The sequence below is a fragment of the Tabrizicola sp. M-4 genome (assembly GCF_051132405.1).
GTDB lineage: Bacteria > Pseudomonadota > Alphaproteobacteria > Rhodobacterales > Rhodobacteraceae > Paragemmobacter.
Window position 1 is genome coordinate 1,063,686 of record NZ_CP128606.1, and the last position, 17,695, is coordinate 1,081,380.

At 67.2% G+C, this 17,695-nt stretch carries 19 protein-coding genes and 1 other RNA gene; 9 read left to right on the forward strand and 11 right to left on the reverse strand.

The window, feature by feature from the left end; translation table 11 throughout:
* Positions 1-7 precede the first annotated feature (7 nt).
* The 7 genes from TabM4_RS05140 to TabM4_RS05170 form a co-directional block, all read right to left on the reverse strand.
* Entirely contained in the window at positions 8-967 is a 960-nt protein-coding gene (locus TabM4_RS05140) for a phosphoribosylaminoimidazolesuccinocarboxamide synthase (protein WP_434619392.1), read from the reverse strand.
* A 399-nt stretch (positions 968-1,366) separates the two neighbouring features.
* Entirely contained in the window at positions 1,367-2,449 is a 1,083-nt protein-coding gene (locus tag TabM4_RS05145) for a primosomal protein N' (replication factor Y) - superfamily II helicase (protein ID WP_434619395.1), read from the reverse strand.
* Between the two features lie 3 nt (positions 2,450-2,452).
* The gene (locus TabM4_RS05150; RefSeq protein WP_434619398.1) at positions 2,453-3,556 is read right to left on the reverse strand and encodes an SPFH domain-containing protein; all 1,104 of its coding nucleotides are present in this window, start codon (positions 3,554-3,556) and stop codon (positions 2,453-2,455) included.
* A 33-nt stretch (positions 3,557-3,589) separates the two neighbouring features.
* A complete protein-coding gene (locus tag TabM4_RS05155; protein ID WP_434619401.1) occupies positions 3,590-4,531 on the reverse strand; it encodes a DUF2927 domain-containing protein in 942 nt (313 codons plus the stop codon).
* Positions 4,532-4,558: 27 nt separating this feature from the next.
* On the reverse strand, positions 4,559-5,731 hold the full coding sequence (locus TabM4_RS05160) for a toxic anion resistance protein (protein ID WP_434619404.1): 1,173 nt from the start codon (positions 5,729-5,731) through the stop codon (positions 4,559-4,561).
* Between the two features lie 171 nt (positions 5,732-5,902).
* The gene (locus TabM4_RS05165; protein ID WP_434619407.1) at positions 5,903-6,796 is read right to left on the reverse strand and encodes a 5-bromo-4-chloroindolyl phosphate hydrolysis family protein; all 894 of its coding nucleotides are present in this window, start codon (positions 6,794-6,796) and stop codon (positions 5,903-5,905) included.
* Positions 6,797-6,962: 166 nt separating this feature from the next.
* Positions 6,963-8,132 carry a pseudouridine synthase gene (locus TabM4_RS05170; RefSeq protein WP_434619410.1) on the reverse strand — a complete coding sequence of 390 codons (1,170 nt, stop codon included), beginning with the start codon at positions 8,130-8,132 and terminating at the stop codon, positions 6,963-6,965.
* Positions 8,133-8,266: 134 nt separating this feature from the next.
* Between TabM4_RS05170 and TabM4_RS05175 the strand changes: the two genes are divergently transcribed.
* A complete protein-coding gene (locus TabM4_RS05175; RefSeq protein ID WP_434619412.1) occupies positions 8,267-8,716 on the forward strand; it encodes a nucleoside deaminase in 450 nt (149 codons plus the stop codon).
* 36 nt (positions 8,717-8,752) lie between these two features.
* Here TabM4_RS05175 and TabM4_RS05180 read toward each other — a convergent pair whose 3' ends face one another.
* Complete coding sequence (locus tag TabM4_RS05180) at positions 8,753-9,445, reverse strand: metal-dependent hydrolase (RefSeq protein ID WP_434619415.1); 693 nt, start codon at positions 9,443-9,445, stop codon at positions 8,753-8,755.
* A gap of 216 nt (positions 9,446-9,661) precedes the next feature.
* On the opposite strand from TabM4_RS05180, the gene gatC reads away from it, so the two are divergent.
* From gatC to TabM4_RS05215, 7 genes are all read left to right on the forward strand, one after another.
* Entirely contained in the window at positions 9,662-9,949 is a 288-nt protein-coding gene (gene gatC / locus TabM4_RS05185) for an Asp-tRNA(Asn)/Glu-tRNA(Gln) amidotransferase subunit GatC (protein WP_161767009.1), read from the forward strand.
* Positions 9,946-11,424 carry an Asp-tRNA(Asn)/Glu-tRNA(Gln) amidotransferase subunit GatA gene (gene gatA / locus TabM4_RS05190; RefSeq protein ID WP_434619418.1) on the forward strand — a complete coding sequence of 493 codons (1,479 nt, stop codon included), beginning with the start codon at positions 9,946-9,948 and terminating at the stop codon, positions 11,422-11,424. The genes gatC and gatA overlap by 4 nt, the downstream gene beginning before the upstream one ends.
* 28 nt (positions 11,425-11,452) lie before the next feature.
* Positions 11,453-12,253, forward strand: coding sequence for a hypothetical protein (locus TabM4_RS05195; protein ID WP_434619421.1), 801 nt, complete (start codon positions 11,453-11,455; stop codon positions 12,251-12,253).
* Positions 12,250-12,930, forward strand: coding sequence for an N-acetylmuramoyl-L-alanine amidase (locus TabM4_RS05200; RefSeq protein ID WP_434619424.1), 681 nt, complete (start codon positions 12,250-12,252; stop codon positions 12,928-12,930). Before TabM4_RS05195 ends, TabM4_RS05200 begins: the two co-directional genes overlap by 4 nt.
* 12 nt (positions 12,931-12,942) lie before the next feature.
* An RNA gene (gene rnpB, locus TabM4_RS05205) (RNase P RNA component class A) lies at positions 12,943-13,338 on the forward strand.
* Positions 13,339-13,653: 315 nt separating this feature from the next.
* Positions 13,654-13,821 (forward strand): 50S ribosomal protein L33, encoded by a 168-nt coding sequence (rpmG, locus tag TabM4_RS05210; protein WP_023666545.1) that lies wholly within the window; start codon positions 13,654-13,656, stop codon positions 13,819-13,821.
* Positions 13,822-13,936: 115 nt separating this feature from the next.
* Positions 13,937-14,476 carry a GNAT family N-acetyltransferase gene (locus TabM4_RS05215; RefSeq protein WP_434619428.1) on the forward strand — a complete coding sequence of 180 codons (540 nt, stop codon included), beginning with the start codon at positions 13,937-13,939 and terminating at the stop codon, positions 14,474-14,476.
* Between the two features lie 84 nt (positions 14,477-14,560).
* On the opposite strand, the gene TabM4_RS05220 is transcribed toward TabM4_RS05215, so the two are convergent.
* Both TabM4_RS05220 and TabM4_RS05225 read right to left on the reverse strand, forming a co-directional pair.
* Positions 14,561-15,295: a Bax inhibitor-1/YccA family protein gene (locus tag TabM4_RS05220; protein ID WP_434619431.1), complete on the reverse strand. Its 735-nt coding sequence runs from the start codon at positions 15,293-15,295 to the stop codon at positions 14,561-14,563.
* A gap of 156 nt (positions 15,296-15,451) precedes the next feature.
* Entirely contained in the window at positions 15,452-15,718 is a 267-nt protein-coding gene (locus TabM4_RS05225) for a DUF1127 domain-containing protein (protein ID WP_434619434.1), read from the reverse strand.
* Between the two features lie 70 nt (positions 15,719-15,788).
* On the opposite strand from TabM4_RS05225, the gene TabM4_RS05230 reads away from it, so the two are divergent.
* Positions 15,789-16,643 carry a LysR family transcriptional regulator gene (locus tag TabM4_RS05230; protein ID WP_434619437.1) on the forward strand — a complete coding sequence of 285 codons (855 nt, stop codon included), beginning with the start codon at positions 15,789-15,791 and terminating at the stop codon, positions 16,641-16,643.
* On the opposite strand, the gene TabM4_RS05235 is transcribed toward TabM4_RS05230, so the two are convergent.
* The gene (locus TabM4_RS05235; RefSeq protein WP_434621927.1) at positions 16,631-17,599 is read right to left on the reverse strand and encodes an NADPH:quinone oxidoreductase family protein; all 969 of its coding nucleotides are present in this window, start codon (positions 17,597-17,599) and stop codon (positions 16,631-16,633) included. The genes TabM4_RS05230 and TabM4_RS05235 overlap by 13 nt on opposite strands.
* Between the last annotated feature and the right edge of the window lie 96 nt (positions 17,600-17,695).

Here is a 17,695-nt window from a genome sequence, read left to right on the forward strand (position 1 = left end):
CAAACAATCAGGCGGAGAACCAAGGGGCGAGGTTCGCGCGGATGCGGGCGAGGGGGGTGTCGCCGGAGAGGTCGGGGGCGAAGGGTTGGCCGGTGATGGCCTGATAGGCGTCGATATAGACCTGTGCCGTCTGCGCGATCATTTCCGCAGGGATTTCAGGGATTTCGTCCTTGTAGGGGTCGCAGCGGGCGGCGACCCAGGCGCGGATCACGTCCTTGTCGAAAGAGGGGGGGCGGGTGCCGTTTTCGAAGGCCTCAAGGTAGCCGGAGGCGATCCAGTAGCGGGAGGAATCGGGGGTGTGGATTTCGTCGGCGAGGAGGATGTTTCCGGACTCGTCGGTGCCGAATTCGTATTTCGTGTCGACGAGGATCAGGCCGCGTTCGGCGGCCATGGCTTGCCCGCGGGCGAAGAGCGCGAGGGCCTTTTGCGCGACTTCGTCCCATTGGGATTGGGTGAGAAGTCCTTGAGAAACAATATCTTGCGCGGTGAGGGGTTCGTCGTGGCCGCCATCGAAGGCCTTTGACGTGGGGGTGATGATGGGGGCGGGCAGGGCTTGGTTGTCGCGCAGGCCGTCGGGGAGGGTATGGCCATACATGTCGCGCTGGCCCTGTTTGTAGAGGGTCAGGATGGAGGTGCCGGTGGTGCCTGCGAGATAGCCGCGCACGACGATTTCGACGGGGAGGATGGTCAGGCGTTTGCCGATGACCACGTTGGGATCGGGGTAGGAGATGACGTGGTTGGGGCAGATGTCGGCGGTTTGTTCGAACCAGAATTTCGCAGTCTGGGTAAGGACTTGGCCTTTGAAGGGGATGGCCGCGAGGATGCGGTCGAAGGCGGAGATGCGGTCCGACGAGATCAGGATGCGGGTGCCGTCGGGCAGGTCGTAGCAATCGCGGACCTTGCCGAAATAGGGGTTGGGGAGTTCGGGGATATGCGCCTCGGTCAGGGTGCGGGTGAGGTCGATCATGGGGGCCCCCTTGGGTGGTGTCGGGGGGGTGATGCGGCGCGGGCGGGGGCGGAGTCAAGCGTGAACGGGCTGTCCGGGTTCCGTGCCGTAAACTGTACCGCAAACCGTCAGCACGCAGCGGGCGGTGTGGTGGGGATTTGGTAGGGATTGGCGGGGTAATGGGTTGGGCTGCGGTTGCCCCTCTCCCCGGCCCTCTCCCCCCGGCCCTCTGCCCATGTGGGGAGAGGGGGCGCGTTGCGTGGGGGTGGTGAGGGGTGAGGCGGGGGGATTTGGGTATTTGGGCCGAGACGAAGGTGGGGGCGGATTGATGGGTGGGCGTGGGTTGCGATGATGGAGGCCCCGGATCGGGTCCGGGGCGCGTCGGTCTTTGGTGTGGCGGGCGATGCCCGTTCCCGTGCCCTAGCGGTTCAGGTAGGCCACGATCCCCGCTGCGATCAGGGCGAGCAGGATGGCGAAGGCAATCTTCCACGCGCTGTAGGGGCGTTCGCCCTGCACCTTGCCGGTCTGGCCGTTCACGACGAAGCGGTAGCTTTTGCCGTTGTATTTGTAGGCGGCCATCCAGATGGGCAGGAGGACGTGTTTGAAGGTTTCGTCCTTCCAATCCGTCTCGATCCGGTCGATGCGCTGTTCGTCGCCGCCGATATCGGCGCGGACGTCCTGAACGATGACGCCCTCCATCACGCCGCGTCCCATGGCGTGGCCATCGGCGAGGGTGACGGTGTAGCCTTCGGCGGTGAAGCCCGCGAGGTAGTCGTCGCGCCACGGCTGCAGGGCCGACAGGTCCCATGGTTGCAGATTGTCGGTGTAGTTGCGCGGCAGGCTGTTGCTGGCGAGGATCAGGACGTCGTCGAAGCGGCGGGCGACCCAGCCGGAGCGGGACGACCAGCGGGTGCGGCGGACCTGTTCGGTTTCGGTCTTGCCATTGCGGGTGACGGTGCGGGTTTCGTAGTAGTGATCCCCCCGCGCGCCCGCGTAATGGGAGCGGGTGGCGGCGTCGAAGGTCCAGAAGGGGACGTAGAGGCCGTTCAGCGCGCGGCCCTTGCGGGCATATTCCTGCAGCCCGTTGGGGGCGAACCAGAGGCTGCCCAGCCATTTCGTCATGGCCTCGCGCGCCTGCCCTTCGTTCAGGACGAAGGGCATCACCGCCTGCGGCTTGATCCGGCGTTCCTCGCCCGTGCCGATGGAGACTGGTGTGGCGCAGAAGGGGCATTCGGTGGCATGGGTCGCGCCCTGAAACTCCACCTGCGCGCCGCAGGAGGGGCAGGGGGTGATGCGCACGTTTTCCATCTGCGCGGCGGGCAGGTCGTCGGCAAGGCCGAGGGCGAGGTCGATCTCGTTCAGGTGGCGGGCGCGGGCTGCGGGGGCGGCGGGGATGTCCTGCCGCGCGCCGCAATGATCGCAGACGAGGTCCGTCGCGCCCGGCTCATAGCGAAGGTCGGCCCCGCAGCTGTTGCAGGGCCAGTGCTTGCGATCATCGGGCATGGATCAGGCCCCGGGCGGCGGGGGCGGGGGTGGGACCTGGGCGAAGAGGCGGGAAAGCTCCGTCTCGGAGGCGGGTTTCCAGCCTTCCATCCCGGCGGACCAGACCTGCGTGGCGCGGGTCAGGCTGCCATTGGCGATGAGGGCGGCGAGGTCGGATTCGGCGAAGGGGCCCTTGGTCGCGCCGTTTTCGGCGATGTGCCATTGGCGGGAGGCTGGCGGCGGGGGCGGGGGAGGGGCGGCGGCGGCAGGTGCCGCGCCCCACGGGCCGCCCTGCGTCATGTTCTGGGCCATGGCCATGCCCATGGCGGCGCCCATGCCCGCGGTCATCGCATCGCCTGCGGAGCCGGGTTTGCCCATCGCCTCGGCGGCGGAGAATTGCATGTACTTGTTCAGGTCCCCGGCGATGCCGACGGAGGTGCGCTTGTCCAGCGCCTTTTCCACCTCTTCGGGGAGGGAGATGTTCTCGATGTAGAATTCGGGCAGGGTGAGGCCGTATTCGGCGATCTGCGGCGCGATGGCGGTGGTGACGAGCTTGCCCAGATCGGCGGTGTTCGCGGCCATGTCGAGGACGGGGATGCCCGAGCCTGCGATGACGCGGGAGAATTCCTGAATGATGACGTTGCGGATCTGGAAGCTGATCTCATCGGCGGTGAATTCGCCATCGGTGCCGACGATTTCCTGCATGAATTTCGCAGGGTCGCCCACGCGCATGGAATAGGTGCCGAAGGCGCGCAGGCGCACGGGGCCGAATTCCGGGTCGCGGCACATGATGGGGTTCTTCGTGCCCCATTTCAGGTCGTTGAAGCGGGTGGTGGAGATGAAATAGACCTCGGCCTTGAAGGGCGAGTTGAAGCCGTGATCCCAGTGCTGAAGCGTGGTCATCACCGGCATGTTGTTGGTTTCGAGCATGTAGAGACCGGGGCCGAAGACATCGGCCAACTGCCCCTCATGGATGAAGACGGCGGCCTGACCTTCGCGGACGGTGAGCTTCGCGCCATACTTGATCGCATTGCCGCGCCGTTCGAAGCGCCAGACCATCGTGTCGCGGCTGTCATCCGTCCAGTCGATGACGTCGATGAATTCGCCCTTGAGGAAATCGAAAACCATGTCACTGCCTCCTTGCCGGTCGCGGGACCGGGATCAACTTTCGCCGCCCACAAGCCTTGTCGCAAGCGATTCCACGATGGGCCGTGCCTCGGCCTCGGTCATGCCGGGGCGGAGGGCGGGGGAATAGAGCATCTTCAGCATCAATTCGTCCTGCCGAGTGAGGAGGGCGAATTCCTCGTCATCGTTGAAGATGGAGGGGCGGGCGGTCGGGCTGTCATTGGCGAGGCCGAGACCTTGGGCGATCTCCTCGTGGATGCAGGAGAGGCGGAGGAGATCGGGGTGTTCGGCGCGGATCACGGCGAAGGCGCGGGTATAGGTCGCGCCGTCGGGGCCGGAGACGGCATAGACGAGGCAATAGGTGGAGCGCGGCATGTCGGTGATGGCGGCGACCTCGCCCGACGAGAGGCCGGGGAGGGCGGCGCGGATCTGGGGGCCGAGGGCGCGGCGTTCGTCTTCGGAGACGATCTGGATGGTGAAATTGGGGGCGCGGTCGTCCAGCCCGATGGGGTGGCCGGTGATGCGCGAGAGGCGTTGCAGGAAGGAGGCGACGCGGGCGGTATCGGTGGCGCGGCGGTCGGGCGGTACGGAGGCGCCGAAGCGGAGGCCGACGCGGACGGGGCCTGCCCATTTGCGCAGGCGGCTGGTCGTCATGCGCTGCACGGGGCCGTTATTGGTGCGGGTGTATTCGTCGAAGAGGGCGACGCGGATGAAGTTCTCGGCCAGCATCCGGTCGGTATAGGGGGTGTCGCGGCCGCCGCCATCGGTGCGCAGGAGCCCCTGTGACAGGAGTTGCGTCTGCACGCGGGCGAAATGGGCGCGGGCCATGGCGGAGGCCGGGGTTTCGGCCTGCGCCTGCGGGGCCGCCTCCTGCGGCGGGGGCAGGGCTGGCGCGGCGGGGCCGCGCGCGGTGGTCGTCGGGGTGCAGGCGGTGAGCCCTGCCAGCGCGAGGGCGGCGAGGGCCTTGGGAGTGGTCATTGTCGGGGGCCAGTGCGGATTGGGGTGTCAGGGCGTTGCGGGGGGCGGGGTGCTGCGGGCGCGGGCGGAGGCGAGGGTGTCGCGCAGGTCGCCCTCCATCTTGGTCAGTTCGGTTTCGGCGGCGGCGCGGCGGGCCTTGCCTTCGTCGGCGATGCGGAGGCTGTCCTCGATGGTGGCGATGAGGGTTTCGTTGGCGGCGCGGACGGCCTCGATATCGAAGACGCCGCGTTCCATTTCCTCGCGCACCACGCGGTTGGCCTGTTGCAGGTTGTCGGCGTTGGATTTGAGGAGTTCGTTGGTGAGGTCGTTCGCCTCGCGCACGGCCTCGGCCGCTTCGCGGGAGCGCTGGATGGTGACAGCCTGAGCAAGCTGGGTTTCCCAGAGCGGGACGGTGTTGACGAGGGTGGAGTTGATCTTGGTGACGAGGCTCTTGTCGTTTTCCTGCACGAGGCGGATGGAGGGGAGCGATTGCATCGTGACCTGACGGGTGAGTTTCAGGTCATGCACCCGGCGTTCCAGATCGTCGCGGGCGGCGCGGAGGTCGCGCAACTGCTGGGCCACCTTGACCTTGTCGCCTTCGGGCGCGGCGGCGACCTCGGCCTCTTTGGCGGGGATGGTGGTGGCGTCGGTTTCGGCGAGCTTGGCCTCGCCCGCCGCGATGTAGAGGGCGAGTTCGTCGTAGAAACGCAGGGTCTTTTCGTAGAGCAGGTCGAGCGCCTTGATGTCCTTGAGCAGCGTGTGTTCGTGCTTCAGCAGGTTCTCGGTGATGCGGTCGATCTGGGACTGCACCTCTTCGTAGCGGGCGACGAAGCGGGCGATGGGGGCGGCCTGACCGGTGAGCTTGTCCCACCAGCTGCGTTCGCGGCCAAGGTCGAGTTCCTCGGAGGAGAAGCCGCGGATGGTGCTGACGATTTCGCGCAGGGCATCGCCTGCGGGGCCGACATCCTTGTTCTTCACGCCGGCGAGCATGTCCTGCGAGATGACCTGCAATTCGGCCTGCGCGCCGGAGCCGAAGGAGATGATGGATTGGGTGTTGGTCAGGTCCACCTCGGCCATGCGCTGGCGGATTTCGGCGGCGCGGTCGGCGGGGGCGGCGTCGAGGGGCACGATCTCGGCCACGGGGGCGGAAAGGATGGCGGTGGTCAGGGCCTCGACCTCGGCAAGGGCTTTTTCGGCATCTTCGCGGACGGTGGTGGACATGGCGTCATCCTTCTTGGGTGGCGGCCGGATCGGGCGCGGAACGGTGATCAAATGACCTTTTCGGTTGACCCGCAGCCTGCGACAGATGGGGGCGATTTTCCAGTGCCGTTTTGGTCATCTGACGCAGAAAAGCGGCTTGACGCCGGGGCAGGAACGGACCTTTGGGCGGGGTCAGTGTTCGCGTTGCAGCCTTTCGCGCAGGACGCTGATTTCGACATCCAGATCGGTGCGGTTGTCGGTGAGGAGTGTCTGGGTGCGGCTGGCGAAATTGGTTTCGAGGTCGTCCAGCAGCGCCTCGTAATCGGCGCGGGCGGTGGCGTCGCGGTTCTGGCGGTAGAGATCGGCGAATTTCACCGTCGCGTCGCGGGCCCCCGTCAGATAGACCGAGAGATATTTGCGCGCGGCGGTCAGGTCGCGGGGATCGCCCTCGATGGTGCGGAACATGGCGCGGGCGGTGGTGGCGAAGCGGTCGACGCGGGCCTCGAGCGCGCGGTCACCGGCGCGCAGGATGGCATCGGACATGGCGGCGAGCAGTTTCTCGGCCTCGTCCACGGCGCGGGCGACGCGGTCGGTCTGGAAGGTGTCGATGCCTTCGGCGCCCTTGTCGCGGAGGGGATCGGGGCCGAAGGAGAAGGCGTGCAGGAGTGCGCCGAGGATGCCGAAGCCGAGCGGGAAGAGGCCCGGCTGGCTGATGCTGGCGCCCAATGCGATGCCTGCGCCTGTGACGAGCGAGCCTGCGAGCTTGCGCGGGAAGGCGGGGCGGCGGGCGATGCGGCGGGCGTCGTATTCCTGATGGGCGCGCATGCCTTCGCGGGTGAGCCACGCAGCGAGGATGAGGAGCGCGGAGGAGCCGATGCCCGCGAGAAGCGCGTCGGGGCCGCCGGTGAAGGCGGGGACGAGCATGAGGAGCGCCGCGAAGAAGAGCATGTTGATGCGGGCCCCGGCGCGGCGGGGGGCCTTGCCGTCGAAGCTGTGGGGCAGGTCCGCGCGCTGATGCGCGGGTTTCACGCCGGGGGCGGGTTTGGGGCTGTTGGGGCTGTATTTTCCGCCGAACCGCTGCGCCATGTCACTGCACCCCGCTGCCGGCGGTATAGAGGATCATGGCCAGAAGCAGGAAATAGGCCAAGGTCTGCAGTCCTGTCCCGGTCATCCGCCTGCCTCTTTCCCTTCGGGTGCGCCTTGGGTGGAGTATAGGCGAAGCGCGGGCGGCGGGGCAATGGCGGGTGCGGCGTCAGCCGCGCCGGGGGCCGGGTTTGCCGGGCGGGCGCGGGGTGCCGGGGCGGGCATTGCGGGTGGGGGTGGCGGTTTTGCCGGCGGTGGAGAAGCTGCGCGGGGTGGCGGGTTTGGCGGGTTTGGCGGTCGCGGGCTTCGTCTGGCTTGGTTTGGTCGGGGCGGGTTTTGCCGGGGTGGCCTTGGTTGCCGCGCGGTCCGGCCTGCGGTCGGGGGGGGCGCTTGCGGCGGCGCGGGCGGGTTTGGGTGCGGGTTTTGCCGGGGTGGCCTTGGTCGCCGCGAGGTCCGGCCTGCGGTCGGGGGGGACGCTTGCGGCGGCGCGAGCGGGTTTGGGCGCGGGTTTCGTGCCGGGCTTTGCCACTGCGGGTCTTGCCGGGGGCTTGCCGCGCGGGGCGGGGCGTTTGGCGGTGGCGTCTTCCGGGGTTTCGGTCAAGCCGAGTTGGTCGCGCAGGACGCGGGGGCGCACCTCCTCCACCTCGCCGGGTTGCAGTTCGTTCAGGCGGAAGGGGCCGTAGCTGATGCGGATCAGGCGGTTCACGGTCAGGCCGATGGCGGCCATGGCGCGGCGGATTTCGCGGTTCTTGCCTTCGCGGAGGCCCACGGTCAGCCATGCATTCGCGCCTTGGTGGCGGTCCATCACGACCTGCATGGGCTGGAAGGATTCTCCCTCCACCGTGATTCCCTTGCGGAGGGGTTCGAGATCGGGGTCGGTGGGGTTGCCCTTCACCCGGACGCGGTATTTGCGCAGCCAGCCGGTGGAGGGGAGTTCGAGGCGGCGCTTCAACTCGCCATCGTTGGTGAGGAGGAGGAGGCCTTCGGAATTGAGGTCGAGCCGCCCGACGGACATCACGCGGGGCATGTCTTCGGGGAGATGGTCGAAGACGGTGTCGCGGCCCTTTTCATCGGCGGCGGAGGTGACGAGGCCTTCGGGTTTGTAATAGAGCCAGAGGCGCGCGGGTTCGGGCGGGGCGAGCGGCTTGCCGTTCACGGTGATGCGGTCTTTCGGGCCGACATTCAGGGCAGGGCTGTCGATGACCTTGCCGTTCACGGCGATTTCGCCTGCGGCGATCATCCGTTCCGCCTCGCGCCGGGAGGCGATGCCCGCGCGGGAGAGCACCTTGGCGATGCGGTCGCCTTCGGGTTGGGCGGTGGTCTTCGCAGGGGGTTTCATCGTCGCTCCGATCCGGGAAACGTCCCGCCTAGCGGAACCCCCGGGGGTTTTCCACCCCCGGACCCCCGGAGGATATTTGAGAACGGATGAAGGGGCAATGTTGCGCCTTTGGTTTCGACGGGGCAGGAAGGGGCATGGAGTTCCGGTCTTTCATGGATGTGGCGCTGGAGGAGGCGCGGGCGGCGGGCGCGCGGGGCGAGGTTCCCGTGGGCGCGGTGGTGGTAGCGCCCGGCGGCGTGGTGGTGGCGCGGGCGGGGAACCGGACGCGGGAATTCTGCGATCCGACAGCCCATGCAGAGATGCTGGCGATAAGGGCCGCCTGTGCGGCGGCGGGGTCGGAGCGGCTGGGGGGGCATGATCTTTACGTGACGCTAGAGCCCTGTCCGATGTGCGCGGCGGCGATTGCGGCGGCGCGGATCGGGCGGCTGTATTACGGGGCTGCGGACCCGAAGAGCGGGGGCGTGGCGGTAGGGGCGCGGGTGTTTTCGCATCCGCAGTGCCATCATGTGCCGGAGGTCTATGACGGGATCGGGGCGGCGGAAGCGGAGCGTTTGCTGAAGGCGTTCTTCGCCGCGAAGCGGTGAAGCGGGGGGAGGGCTGTCCCCCCGCGCGCGGTCAGGTCAGAAGGAGATGGGTTCGAGGACCTGCGGCTCGATCACCTGCACGCCGGGAAGGGCCACGACCATTTCGGTCGCGTCCTGTTCCAGCGCGCCGAAGGTGCGGTAGTGGCAGGGGATCACGGTGCGGAAGTTGAAATAGCGCCGGGCGGCCCATGCGGCGCGCTTCATGTCCATGGTGTAATGGCCGCCCGCGGCGAGGATGCCGATGGTGGGGGCGTGGAGTTCGCCCATCCATTGCATGTCGGCCATGATGTCGGTGTCGCCCGAGACATAGATCGTCTGCCCCTCGCCCGCGATCATGAAGCCTGCCTCGGAGCCCACGGCGACCGGGCCGCCCGCGCCGGGGAGGGTGGAGGAATGCACGGCATTGACCATGGTCACGCGGGCCCCGGCCAGATCGACGGTGCCGCCCTTGTTGAAGCCGATGGTGGCGATGCCGGACTGGCCTTCGAGATGGCTGACGAGGTCGTAGATGCCGACCAGCGGAATGCCCAGTTCCTTGCAGATGGCGGTGGCGTCGGTGGAATGGTCGCCATGGCCATGGGTGAGGAGGACATGGGTCGCGCCGGAGATCGCCTCGGCCCGACGGTCGGCGGGGAACATCGGGTTGCCGCTGAACCACGGGTCGATCAGGAGGGTTGCGCCCTCGATCTGGATACGGAAGCCGGAATGGCCGAGCCAGGTGATCTGCATCTTTGTCTCCTTGGTCTGGTCGGGGGTCTGTTCGGGTTTTCATGTGCCCTGCCCGAAGTTAGCGGGGGATGCGGGAAAGGGAATGCCACCTTGGGCGCAGGCCCTGTGCATCGGCGGGCATTGTGTGCCGCCGATGGGGGCGCGGCGGGCCGGATGCCCTTGCGGGAATGGGGGCGGGGGGCTAAACGGGCGGGGATCAGAACAGGGGAAAGACCCATGTCCATCGACATCGACACCGCCCGCCGTGTGGCGAAGCTGGCCCGGATCCGGGTGGAGGAAGCCGATCTGCCGGCGCTGGCCGGGGAATTGTCCGGCATCCTGACCTTCATGGAGCAGTTGAACGAGGTGGATGTCGAGGGTGTGGAGCCCATGACATCCGTCACGCCCATGCGCCTGAAGCGGCGCAAGGATGAGGTGACGGACGGGAACATTCAGGCGGCGGTCCTGAAGAATGCGCCGGATGCGCGCGAAGGGTTCTTTGCCGTGCCGAAGGTGGTGGAATGAGCGCGAATACATGGACGATCGCGGCGGCGCGGGATGCGCTGCGCAAGGGTGAGATTTCGGCCACCGACCTGACGATGGCCTGCCTGACGGCCATCGACGCAGGCGATGCGCTGGGGGCCTTTGTCCACAAGACGCCCGAGATCGCGCTGGATCAGGCGCGGGCGGCGGATGCGCGGATCAAGGCGGGGGATGCGCCGTCGATGTGCGGGATCCCCTTGGGGATCAAAGACCTGTTCTGCACCAAGGGTGTGCCGTCGCAGGCCGCGTCGAACATTCTTGGCGGGTTCAAGCCGGAATACGAATCCACCGTGACGACGAATCTGTTCGATGCGGGCGCGGTGATGCTGGGCAAGCTGAACATGGATGAGTTTGCCATGGGGTCCAGCAACGAGACATCCTGCTATGGCAATGCGGTGAACCCGTGGAAAGTCGATGACCGGAAGCTGACCCCTGGCGGATCGTCGGGCGGGTCTGCGGCGGCGGTGGCGGGCGATCTGTGCCTTGCCGCGACCGGCACCGATACGGGCGGGTCGATCCGTCAGCCTGCGGCCTTCACGGGCATCGTGGGGATCAAGCCGACCTATGGGCGCGTCAGCCGCTGGGGGATCGTGGCCTTTGCGTCATCGCTGGATCAGGCGGGGCCGATGACCAAGACGGTGCGGGATGCGGCGATCTTCCTGCAGGCGATGGCGGGTCATGATCCGAAGGATTCGACATCCGCCGACCTCCCGGTCCCTGATTTCGAGGCGGCGCTGACCGGGGATATCCGGGGCAAAGTAATTGGTATCCCGGAGGAGTATTCCATTGACGGGATGCCGCAAGAAATTCGTGACCTCTGGGCTAAAGGCACAGAGATGATGAAGGATGCAGGGGCAGAAATCCGTTGGATATCGTTGCCGCATACGAAATACGCGCTGCCCGCCTATTACGTGATTGCGCCGGCGGAGGCGTCATCGAACCTCGCCCGTTATGACGGGGTGCGCTATGGGCATCGGGCCAAGCTGAGCGCGGGCGACGGCATCACCGAGATGTATGAGAAGACCCGCGCCGAAGGCTTCGGCAAGGAAGTGCAGCGGCGGGTGATGATCGGGACCTATGTGCTGTCGGCGGGGTTCTATGACGCCTATTACAACCGCGCGCGGAAGGTGCGGGCGCTGATCAAGCGGGATTTCGAGTTGGCTTTCGCGGCTGGCGTGGATGCGATCCTGACGCCTGCCACGCCAAGCGCGGCCTTCGGCCTTGGCGAGATGTCCTCGGCGGACCCGATCGAGATGTATCTGAACGACGTCTTTACCGTGACGGTGAACCTTGCCGGTCTGCCGGGCGTGTCGGTTCCCGTTGGGCTGGACAAGCAGGGGCTGCCCCTTGGGCTGCAACTGATCGGGCGGCCATGGGAAGAGGGTGATCTGCTGAATCACGCTTATGTGCTGGAACGGGCGGCGGGCTTTGTGGCAAAGCCTGCGAAATGGTGGTAATGCGCCGGATCGTGGACAATCGAGGCTGATGATGCGTATTCCCGTGATGCTTGCCCTGACTGCCGGACTGGCCGCCTGCACGCAGAGCGTGCCGGACAGCGGTGCGGGTGTGGGCTTTCAGGATTACGGATCCTACATGCGCGAGCAAGCGGCGGCTGCGCCGCGGGCACAGACCCCGGTGACGCAGGTCGCCCCTTTCGGCACGGCAGTGGCCCCGGCGCCTGCGGGCGGTTTTTCGCCGGACCTCGCCTCGGCGGCGATCGATCGGGCCACGGGCGCGGCCCCGGTGGGAGCGCCTCTCTCGGCGACGACACCCGCGCCTGTGACCTTCCCCGATCCCTTGGCCCAGCCGACGGTTGTTGCGGCAATCGACCCGAATGATCCGAACCGCCCGCGCGGCAATGCGCCGTCGAACATTCAGGCGCAGTCGGGCGAAATGGTGCATAGCGGCAGCGGCATTTCGGACGAGCAGGATTTCGAGGCGGTGGCGCAGCGCGAGACGATCGAGAGCGATGCGGAGCGGATCGCGCGGAACCGGGCGCAATATACGGTGATCCAGCCGACGGCGGTGCCGGAGCGCAGCGAGACGGGGCCGAACATCGTGCAATATGCCCTGTCGACCACGCATGCGCCCGGCGTGCAGATGCATCGCCGGTCCTCGTTGCGGATGACCGATCCGCAGGTGGCCTGTGCGCGCTATGCCTCGCCCGATCTGGCGCAGCAGGCTTTCCTCGAAGCGGGCGGGCCGGAGCGCGACCGTCGCGGGCTTGACCCGGATGGGGACGGCTTTGCCTGTGAGTGGGACCCGCGGCCCTTCCGCCTGCAGTGAGCTTTCCCTCGCCGAATTGCGGCGAAAGGCGGGGCGGGGCGCGGCCCGACCTTGTGGTGATCCATTACACGGCGATGGCGAGTGTGGCCGAGGCGCGGGCGCGGCTCTGCGATCCGGCGCATGAGGTTTCGGCGCATTGGCTGATCGCCGAGGATGGCGGGGCGGAGCAACTGGTGGACGAGGCGCTGCGGGCTTGGCATGCCGGGGCGGGGGCCTGGGGCGCGGTGGGGGATGTGAATTCCCGGTCGATCGGCATCGAACTGGCCAATGGCGGGGCGCAACCCTTCCCCGAGCCGCAGATGGCCGCGCTGGAGCGGGTGCTGGCGGGGATCATGGGGCGCTGGGGCATCGCGCCCGAACGGGTGATCGGGCATTCCGACATGGCGCCTGCGCGCAAGTCCGATCCGGGGCCGCGTTTCGACTGGCGCAGGCTGGCGCGGGGGGGGCTGTCGGTCTGGCCGGAGGTGGCGGCGGGGCGAAGCGACGGTCGGCTGTCCGACTTTGTCGTCCATGCGCGCCGCTTCGGGTACCCGGATGTGGAGGAGGGGCTGATCCTGCGCGCCTTCCGCCTGCGGTTCCGTCCATGGGCCGAAGGGCCGGTCGATGCGGTCGATCTCGCGATGGCCGAGGATCTGGCGGCGCGCTTCCCGGTTGACGGGGGAACGGGCGCGGCGTAAGCCGCATCCCGCGCGGATGGCCGGATGACCGCGGGGTGCAGATCCCGAGGAAAGTCCGGACTCCATGAAGCAAGGGTGCCGGGTAACGCCCGGCGGGGGCAACCCCAGGGAAAGCGCCACAGAGAAGAGTCTGCCCTGCATGCAGGGCGATGGTGAAACGGTGGGGTAAGAGCCCACCGCGGACCGGGCAACCGGGACGGCACGGCAAGCCCCACCCGGAGCAATGCCGAATAGGGGCCTCGCGCGGAAAGGTCTGCTCACGCAGAGACCTCCGCAGGGACGCTTCAGCCCAGAGGCCCGGGTTGGCAGCTTGACCGCCGCGGTGACGCGTGCGGCAGAGGAATGGTCATCCAGCCTCGGATCACGATCCGGGGTGGACAGAATCCGGCTTACAGGCCATCCGCGCGTTTCGTTACAGCCGATGTGGCAAAGGGGGCCTTGCCCCCTCGGGGCTGCGCCCCTCACCCCCAGGGTATTTCAGCCGAGACGAAGATCATGCCCCTTCGTCTTGGTGAAAATACCCTGGGGGTCCGGGGGGAACCCCCGGCGGAGCCAAGCGGCGCAGGCCGCGCAGGCGACCTGAAAGACTTGCGCCGCAAGGCGCGCAATTTGATGGCGGGCGGGGCGGAATGGCTGTTGACTCTGCCGGTCGCCCAAGTAAAAGGCGGGCTTCAAGAGATTTCGCGGGGGCGCAGGCGTTTCCCCGTTGCAGGAGAGACGACTATGGCGAAGCCGACGACGATCAAGATCCGTCTGAACTCGACGGCGGGGACTGGGCATTTCTACGTGACCAAGAAGAATGCCCGCACCATGACCGAGAAGATGGTCGTGAAGAAGTACGACCCCGTGAAGCGCGAGCATGTGGAATACAAGGAAGGCAAGATCAAGTAAGGTCTTGCCATCCGTTCCTTGCTGGGCCGCCCCCTCCGGGCGGCCTTTTGCATTTCTTCCTGCGGTTGTGCTGCGCGACTATTGCAATGCGCGGAGGTGGCGCTAGGTCCCGCGGATGGATCACACCATCACCCTTCGCCGCGCGCGACTGGCCGACCTTCCGGCGGTGGACCGGCTGTTGCAACGCAGCTATCCGCGCCTTCTGAAGGCGGATTACCCGCCCTCTACCCTTGTCCTGTGCCTGCCCATCATCGCGCGGGCGCGGCCGGAGCTTTTGCAATCCGGGCGCTATTTCGTGGCCGAGGATGAGGAGGGACGCCTGATCGGGGCAGGCGGGTGGAGCGGGGCCGCGCCAGAGGGCGGGGGCCTTGCGGGCGAGCGGGCGGAGGATGTGCCGGGGGCGGAGATCGGCCATGTGCGGCATGTGGCGGTGGACCCCGACAGGCTGCGCGCGGGCGTGGGGCGGGCGCTGATGAGCGAGGTCTTCGTCGATGCGCTGCGGCACGGGCTGCGCTGGCTGGATTGCCTGTCGACGCGGACGGCGGTGCCCTTCTACCAGTCGCTGGGGTTCCGCGTGCTGCATGAGGTGGAGATCGGGTTGGCACCGGGCATCGCCTTTCCGGCGGTGCGGATGATGCGGCAGATCGCGCCCTGAGGCAGGCCGCGGGTGGGTGGCCGCAATGGAAAAGGGCCGGTCCTGCGACCGGCCCTTTCCGTTAAGTTCGCTCTGCAGCGCGCCTTATTCGCGGTTGCCGAGGAATTGCAGCAGGAACATGAAGATGTTGATGAAGTTCATGTAGAGGCTGAGCGCGCCCATGATGGCGGACTTGCCGAGCCATTCCTCATCGCCGTACTGCGCGTGCTGGATGTAGGTGTTCTTGATGTTCTGCGTGTCGAAGGCCGTGAGGCCCGCGAAGATCAGCAGACCGATCACCGAGATCGCGAAGGCCAGCGCGCCCGATCCGAGGAAGAGGTTCACGATCGAGGCGACGATGAGGCCGATCAGCCCCATCATCAGGAAGGTGCCCATCCCCGACAGGTCCTTCTTCGTGGCGTAGCCCCAGAGCGAGAGGCCCGCGAAGGCGATCGCGGTCACGAGGAAGGTCTGCGCGATGGAGATGCCGGTGAAGGCCTTGAAGATCCAGGCGATGGACAGGCCCATCACGGCGGCGAAGGTGTAGAAGAAGAGTTGCGCCGCTGCCTGCGACAGGCGGTTGATCATCGCACCGAAGGCGAAGACCATCAGAAGGGGCGCGAACATCACGGCCCAGCCGAGGATCGTCATGCCGCCTTCCGGCGTGCGCAGGAAGTTGAGCAGGTCCGAGGTGCCGACAGCCCATGCCACGCCGCCCGTGAGCAGCATCGCCACGGACATCAGCCCGTAGACCTTGTTCATGTGGGCGCGAAGCCCGGCGTCGATCTGCGCGGCCCGGGCGCCTGCGCCGACCGAACGGATCGTCTGATATTCAGCCATGTGAAGCCTCCGATGTTGAGCGCGCGGCTGCGGGTTGGCATCCCACAGGCCGGATGGGGCCAATATCGGGAGCCGCGTCCCTCTTTTCAAGGAGGAGGATGCGGAAACGATGCGGAGAAAATGTCGCTTTTCCGCAGGCAAATCCGCCCCTTGCCTTCAGCCGCGCCAATGGGGCGGGACGTCCCAGATCGGGCGGTCGGCCTCTGCCCGTGCCTCTTCGGGTGAAAGGCCGATGTCGCGCAGCATGTGGGGCGGCAGGTCGCGGAGGCGCCCCCTTTGCCGTCGCAGGGAGAGGAGCGCGAAGAGGCGGGGCAGGAGCGCCTGACGGCGCCGCGGTTCAGGGCAGCAGAGGGCGGCGGTGTTGGGCATGGGATTGGCCTTTCCATTTTCCATGGTGATGGAGTGCGTCGGATGCATCAGCATGGTTGAAGGATGCCGCGTTTCGTGAAATATAGGAAATAAATGATTGTGCGGTGATGCATCAGGAGGATTGATGATGGCGCGGACGCTGGATCTGGTGGCCTTGCGGTCTTTCGTGGCGGTGGTGGATTCGGGTGGGGTGACGCGGGCGGCGGGTCTGCTGAACCTGACGCAATCGGCGGTGTCGATGCAGTTGAAGCGGCTGGAGGAGGCGTTGGACCTTGGGCTTTTCGCGCGGGCTGCGCGGAAGCTGACGCTGACGCCGGAGGGGGAGCAGCTTCTGGGCTTTGCGCGGCGGATGCTGGCGTTGAATGACGAGGCGCTGGCGCGGCTGACCTCGGCCTCGTTCGAGGGGGAGATCCGGCTGGGTGTGCCGCATGACATCGTCTATCCAGCTATTCCGGGGATATTGAAGCGGCTGGCGGGGCAGTTTCCGCGGGTGCGGGTCAATCTGGTGTCATCCTTCACCATCCTGTTGAAGGAGGGGTTCCAGCGGGGGGAGTTGGACGTGGTCCTGACCACGGAGGAAACCCCCGGCGCGGAGGCGGAGCGGATGGGGGTGCGGCCGCTGGTCTGGGTGGGGGCGGAGGAGGGGCTGGTCTGGCAGAAGCGGCCCCTGCGGATCGGGTTCAAGGATACCTGCATCTTCCGGCGCAAGGCGGTGGCGGCGCTGGATGCGGCGGGCATCCCGTGGGAGATGGCGGTGGATGGCGAGAGCGAGCAGGCGATCGAGGCGACGGTGGCCGCCGATCTGGCGGTTTCGGCGCGGCTGACCAATGCGATGCCGCAAGGGATGGCGCCCATCGACGCCAAGGGGGCGCTGCCCGACCTTGGGTCGCAGGTCATATGCCTTTATGCGGCGCCGACGCTGCGGGGCGAAGCGGCGGAGTTGCTGCTGCAGGAATTGCGCAACGCCTATTGTTGCTGAACCTCGATCACGACCTTGCCGGTGGCGGTGCGGTTGCGCAGGAGGTCCAGCCCCTCGTGCAGGCTTTCGAATGGCAGGCGGTGGGAGATGTGGGGGGTCAGGCGGCCCGCGGCATACCAATCGAGGAGGGTGGCGAGGCTGTCGCGCAGGAGATGCGGGGCGAAGGCGAGATAGCCGCCCCACCAGAAGCCCGCGACGGTGATGTTCTTGACGAGCAGGAGGTTGGCGGGGATCTGCGGGACGGTGCCGGAGGCGAAGCCTATGGCGAGGATGCGGCCATCGGGGCGTGTGGCGCGGAGGGCCGCGTCGAAGGCGGGGCCGCCGACGGGATCGTAGACGACATCCGCTCCGCCGAGCGCCTTGATCGCCGATTTCAGATCGGGGGTGTCGCTGTCGATCACCTCATGCGCGCCTGCGGCGCGGGCGATGGCGCATTTCTCGGCCCCGCGGGCGCAGGCGATGACGCGGGCGCCCATCTGGCGGCCAACCTCCACCGCCGTGAGGCCGACCCCGCCCGCAGCGCCAAGGACAAGGAGCGTTTCGCCCGGTTGCAGGCGCGCCTTGTGGGCGAGGGCGAGATGGGAGGTGCCATAGGCGATCTGGAAGCCCGCCGCCTCTGCCATGGACATGGTGTCGGGGATGGGGAGGAGGGAGGGCAAGGGGAAGCAACCCTTTTCGGCGAGGCCGCCCCGGCCCGCATAGACCGCCACGCGGGTGCCGGGGGCGGGACCTTCGGTGCCGGGACCGAGCGCGAGGACGGTGCCGGCGAGTTCAAGGCCGGGGATGAAGGGGAGCGGTGGTTTTTCCTGATACTGCCCCTTGGCCATGAGCAGGTCGGCGAAGTTGAGGCCACAGGCATGAATCGCGACGAGAGCCTGACCCGGTTCGGGGACGGGATCGGGCAGGTCGCGGAGCGCGGCGGGGTGGGTGAGACTGTCGATCAACCAGGCGCGCATGTGGGTGCCGTTCATCCAGAGCGTGTTTCCATGGCAATTAGCCGTCGGTCAGGGCGTATTCCAGAGGAAACATCGTTGCATTATGCGAAAATGTTG

Excerpts from the sequence above, each read along its gene's own strand:
- TabM4_RS05140 (WP_434619392.1), bottom strand. The coding sequence starts at position 967 with ATGATCGACCTCACCCGCACCCTGACCGAGGCGCATATCCCCGAACTC.
- TabM4_RS05145 (WP_434619395.1), bottom strand. The coding sequence starts at position 2,449 with ATGCCCGATGATCGCAAGCACTGGCCCTGCAACAGCTGCGGGGCCGAC.
- TabM4_RS05150 (WP_434619398.1), bottom strand. The coding sequence starts at position 3,556 with ATGGTTTTCGATTTCCTCAAGGGCGAATTCATCGACGTCATCGACTGG.
- TabM4_RS05155 (WP_434619401.1), bottom strand. The coding sequence starts at position 4,531 with ATGACCACTCCCAAGGCCCTCGCCGCCCTCGCGCTGGCAGGGCTCACC.
- TabM4_RS05160 (WP_434619404.1), bottom strand. The coding sequence starts at position 5,731 with ATGTCCACCACCGTCCGCGAAGATGCCGAAAAAGCCCTTGCCGAGGTC.
- TabM4_RS05165 (WP_434619407.1), bottom strand. The coding sequence starts at position 6,796 with ATGGCGCAGCGGTTCGGCGGAAAATACAGCCCCAACAGCCCCAAACCC.
- TabM4_RS05170 (WP_434619410.1), bottom strand. The coding sequence starts at position 8,132 with ATGAAACCCCCTGCGAAGACCACCGCCCAACCCGAAGGCGACCGCATC.
- TabM4_RS05175 (WP_434619412.1), top strand. The coding sequence starts at position 8,267 with ATGGAGTTCCGGTCTTTCATGGATGTGGCGCTGGAGGAGGCGCGGGCG.
- TabM4_RS05180 (WP_434619415.1), bottom strand. The coding sequence starts at position 9,445 with ATGCAGATCACCTGGCTCGGCCATTCCGGCTTCCGTATCCAGATCGAG.
- gatC (WP_161767009.1), top strand. The coding sequence starts at position 9,662 with ATGTCCATCGACATCGACACCGCCCGCCGTGTGGCGAAGCTGGCCCGG.
- gatA (WP_434619418.1), top strand. The coding sequence starts at position 9,946 with ATGAGCGCGAATACATGGACGATCGCGGCGGCGCGGGATGCGCTGCGC.
- TabM4_RS05195 (WP_434619421.1), top strand. The coding sequence starts at position 11,453 with ATGATGCGTATTCCCGTGATGCTTGCCCTGACTGCCGGACTGGCCGCC.
- rpmG (WP_023666545.1), top strand. The coding sequence starts at position 13,654 with ATGGCGAAGCCGACGACGATCAAGATCCGTCTGAACTCGACGGCGGGG.
- TabM4_RS05215 (WP_434619428.1), top strand. The coding sequence starts at position 13,937 with ATGGATCACACCATCACCCTTCGCCGCGCGCGACTGGCCGACCTTCCG.
- TabM4_RS05220 (WP_434619431.1), bottom strand. The coding sequence starts at position 15,295 with ATGGCTGAATATCAGACGATCCGTTCGGTCGGCGCAGGCGCCCGGGCC.
- TabM4_RS05225 (WP_434619434.1), bottom strand. The coding sequence starts at position 15,718 with ATGCTGATGCATCCGACGCACTCCATCACCATGGAAAATGGAAAGGCC.
- TabM4_RS05230 (WP_434619437.1), top strand. The coding sequence starts at position 15,789 with ATGATGGCGCGGACGCTGGATCTGGTGGCCTTGCGGTCTTTCGTGGCG.
- TabM4_RS05235 (WP_434621927.1), bottom strand. The coding sequence starts at position 17,599 with ATGCGCGCCTGGTTGATCGACAGTCTCACCCACCCCGCCGCGCTCCGC.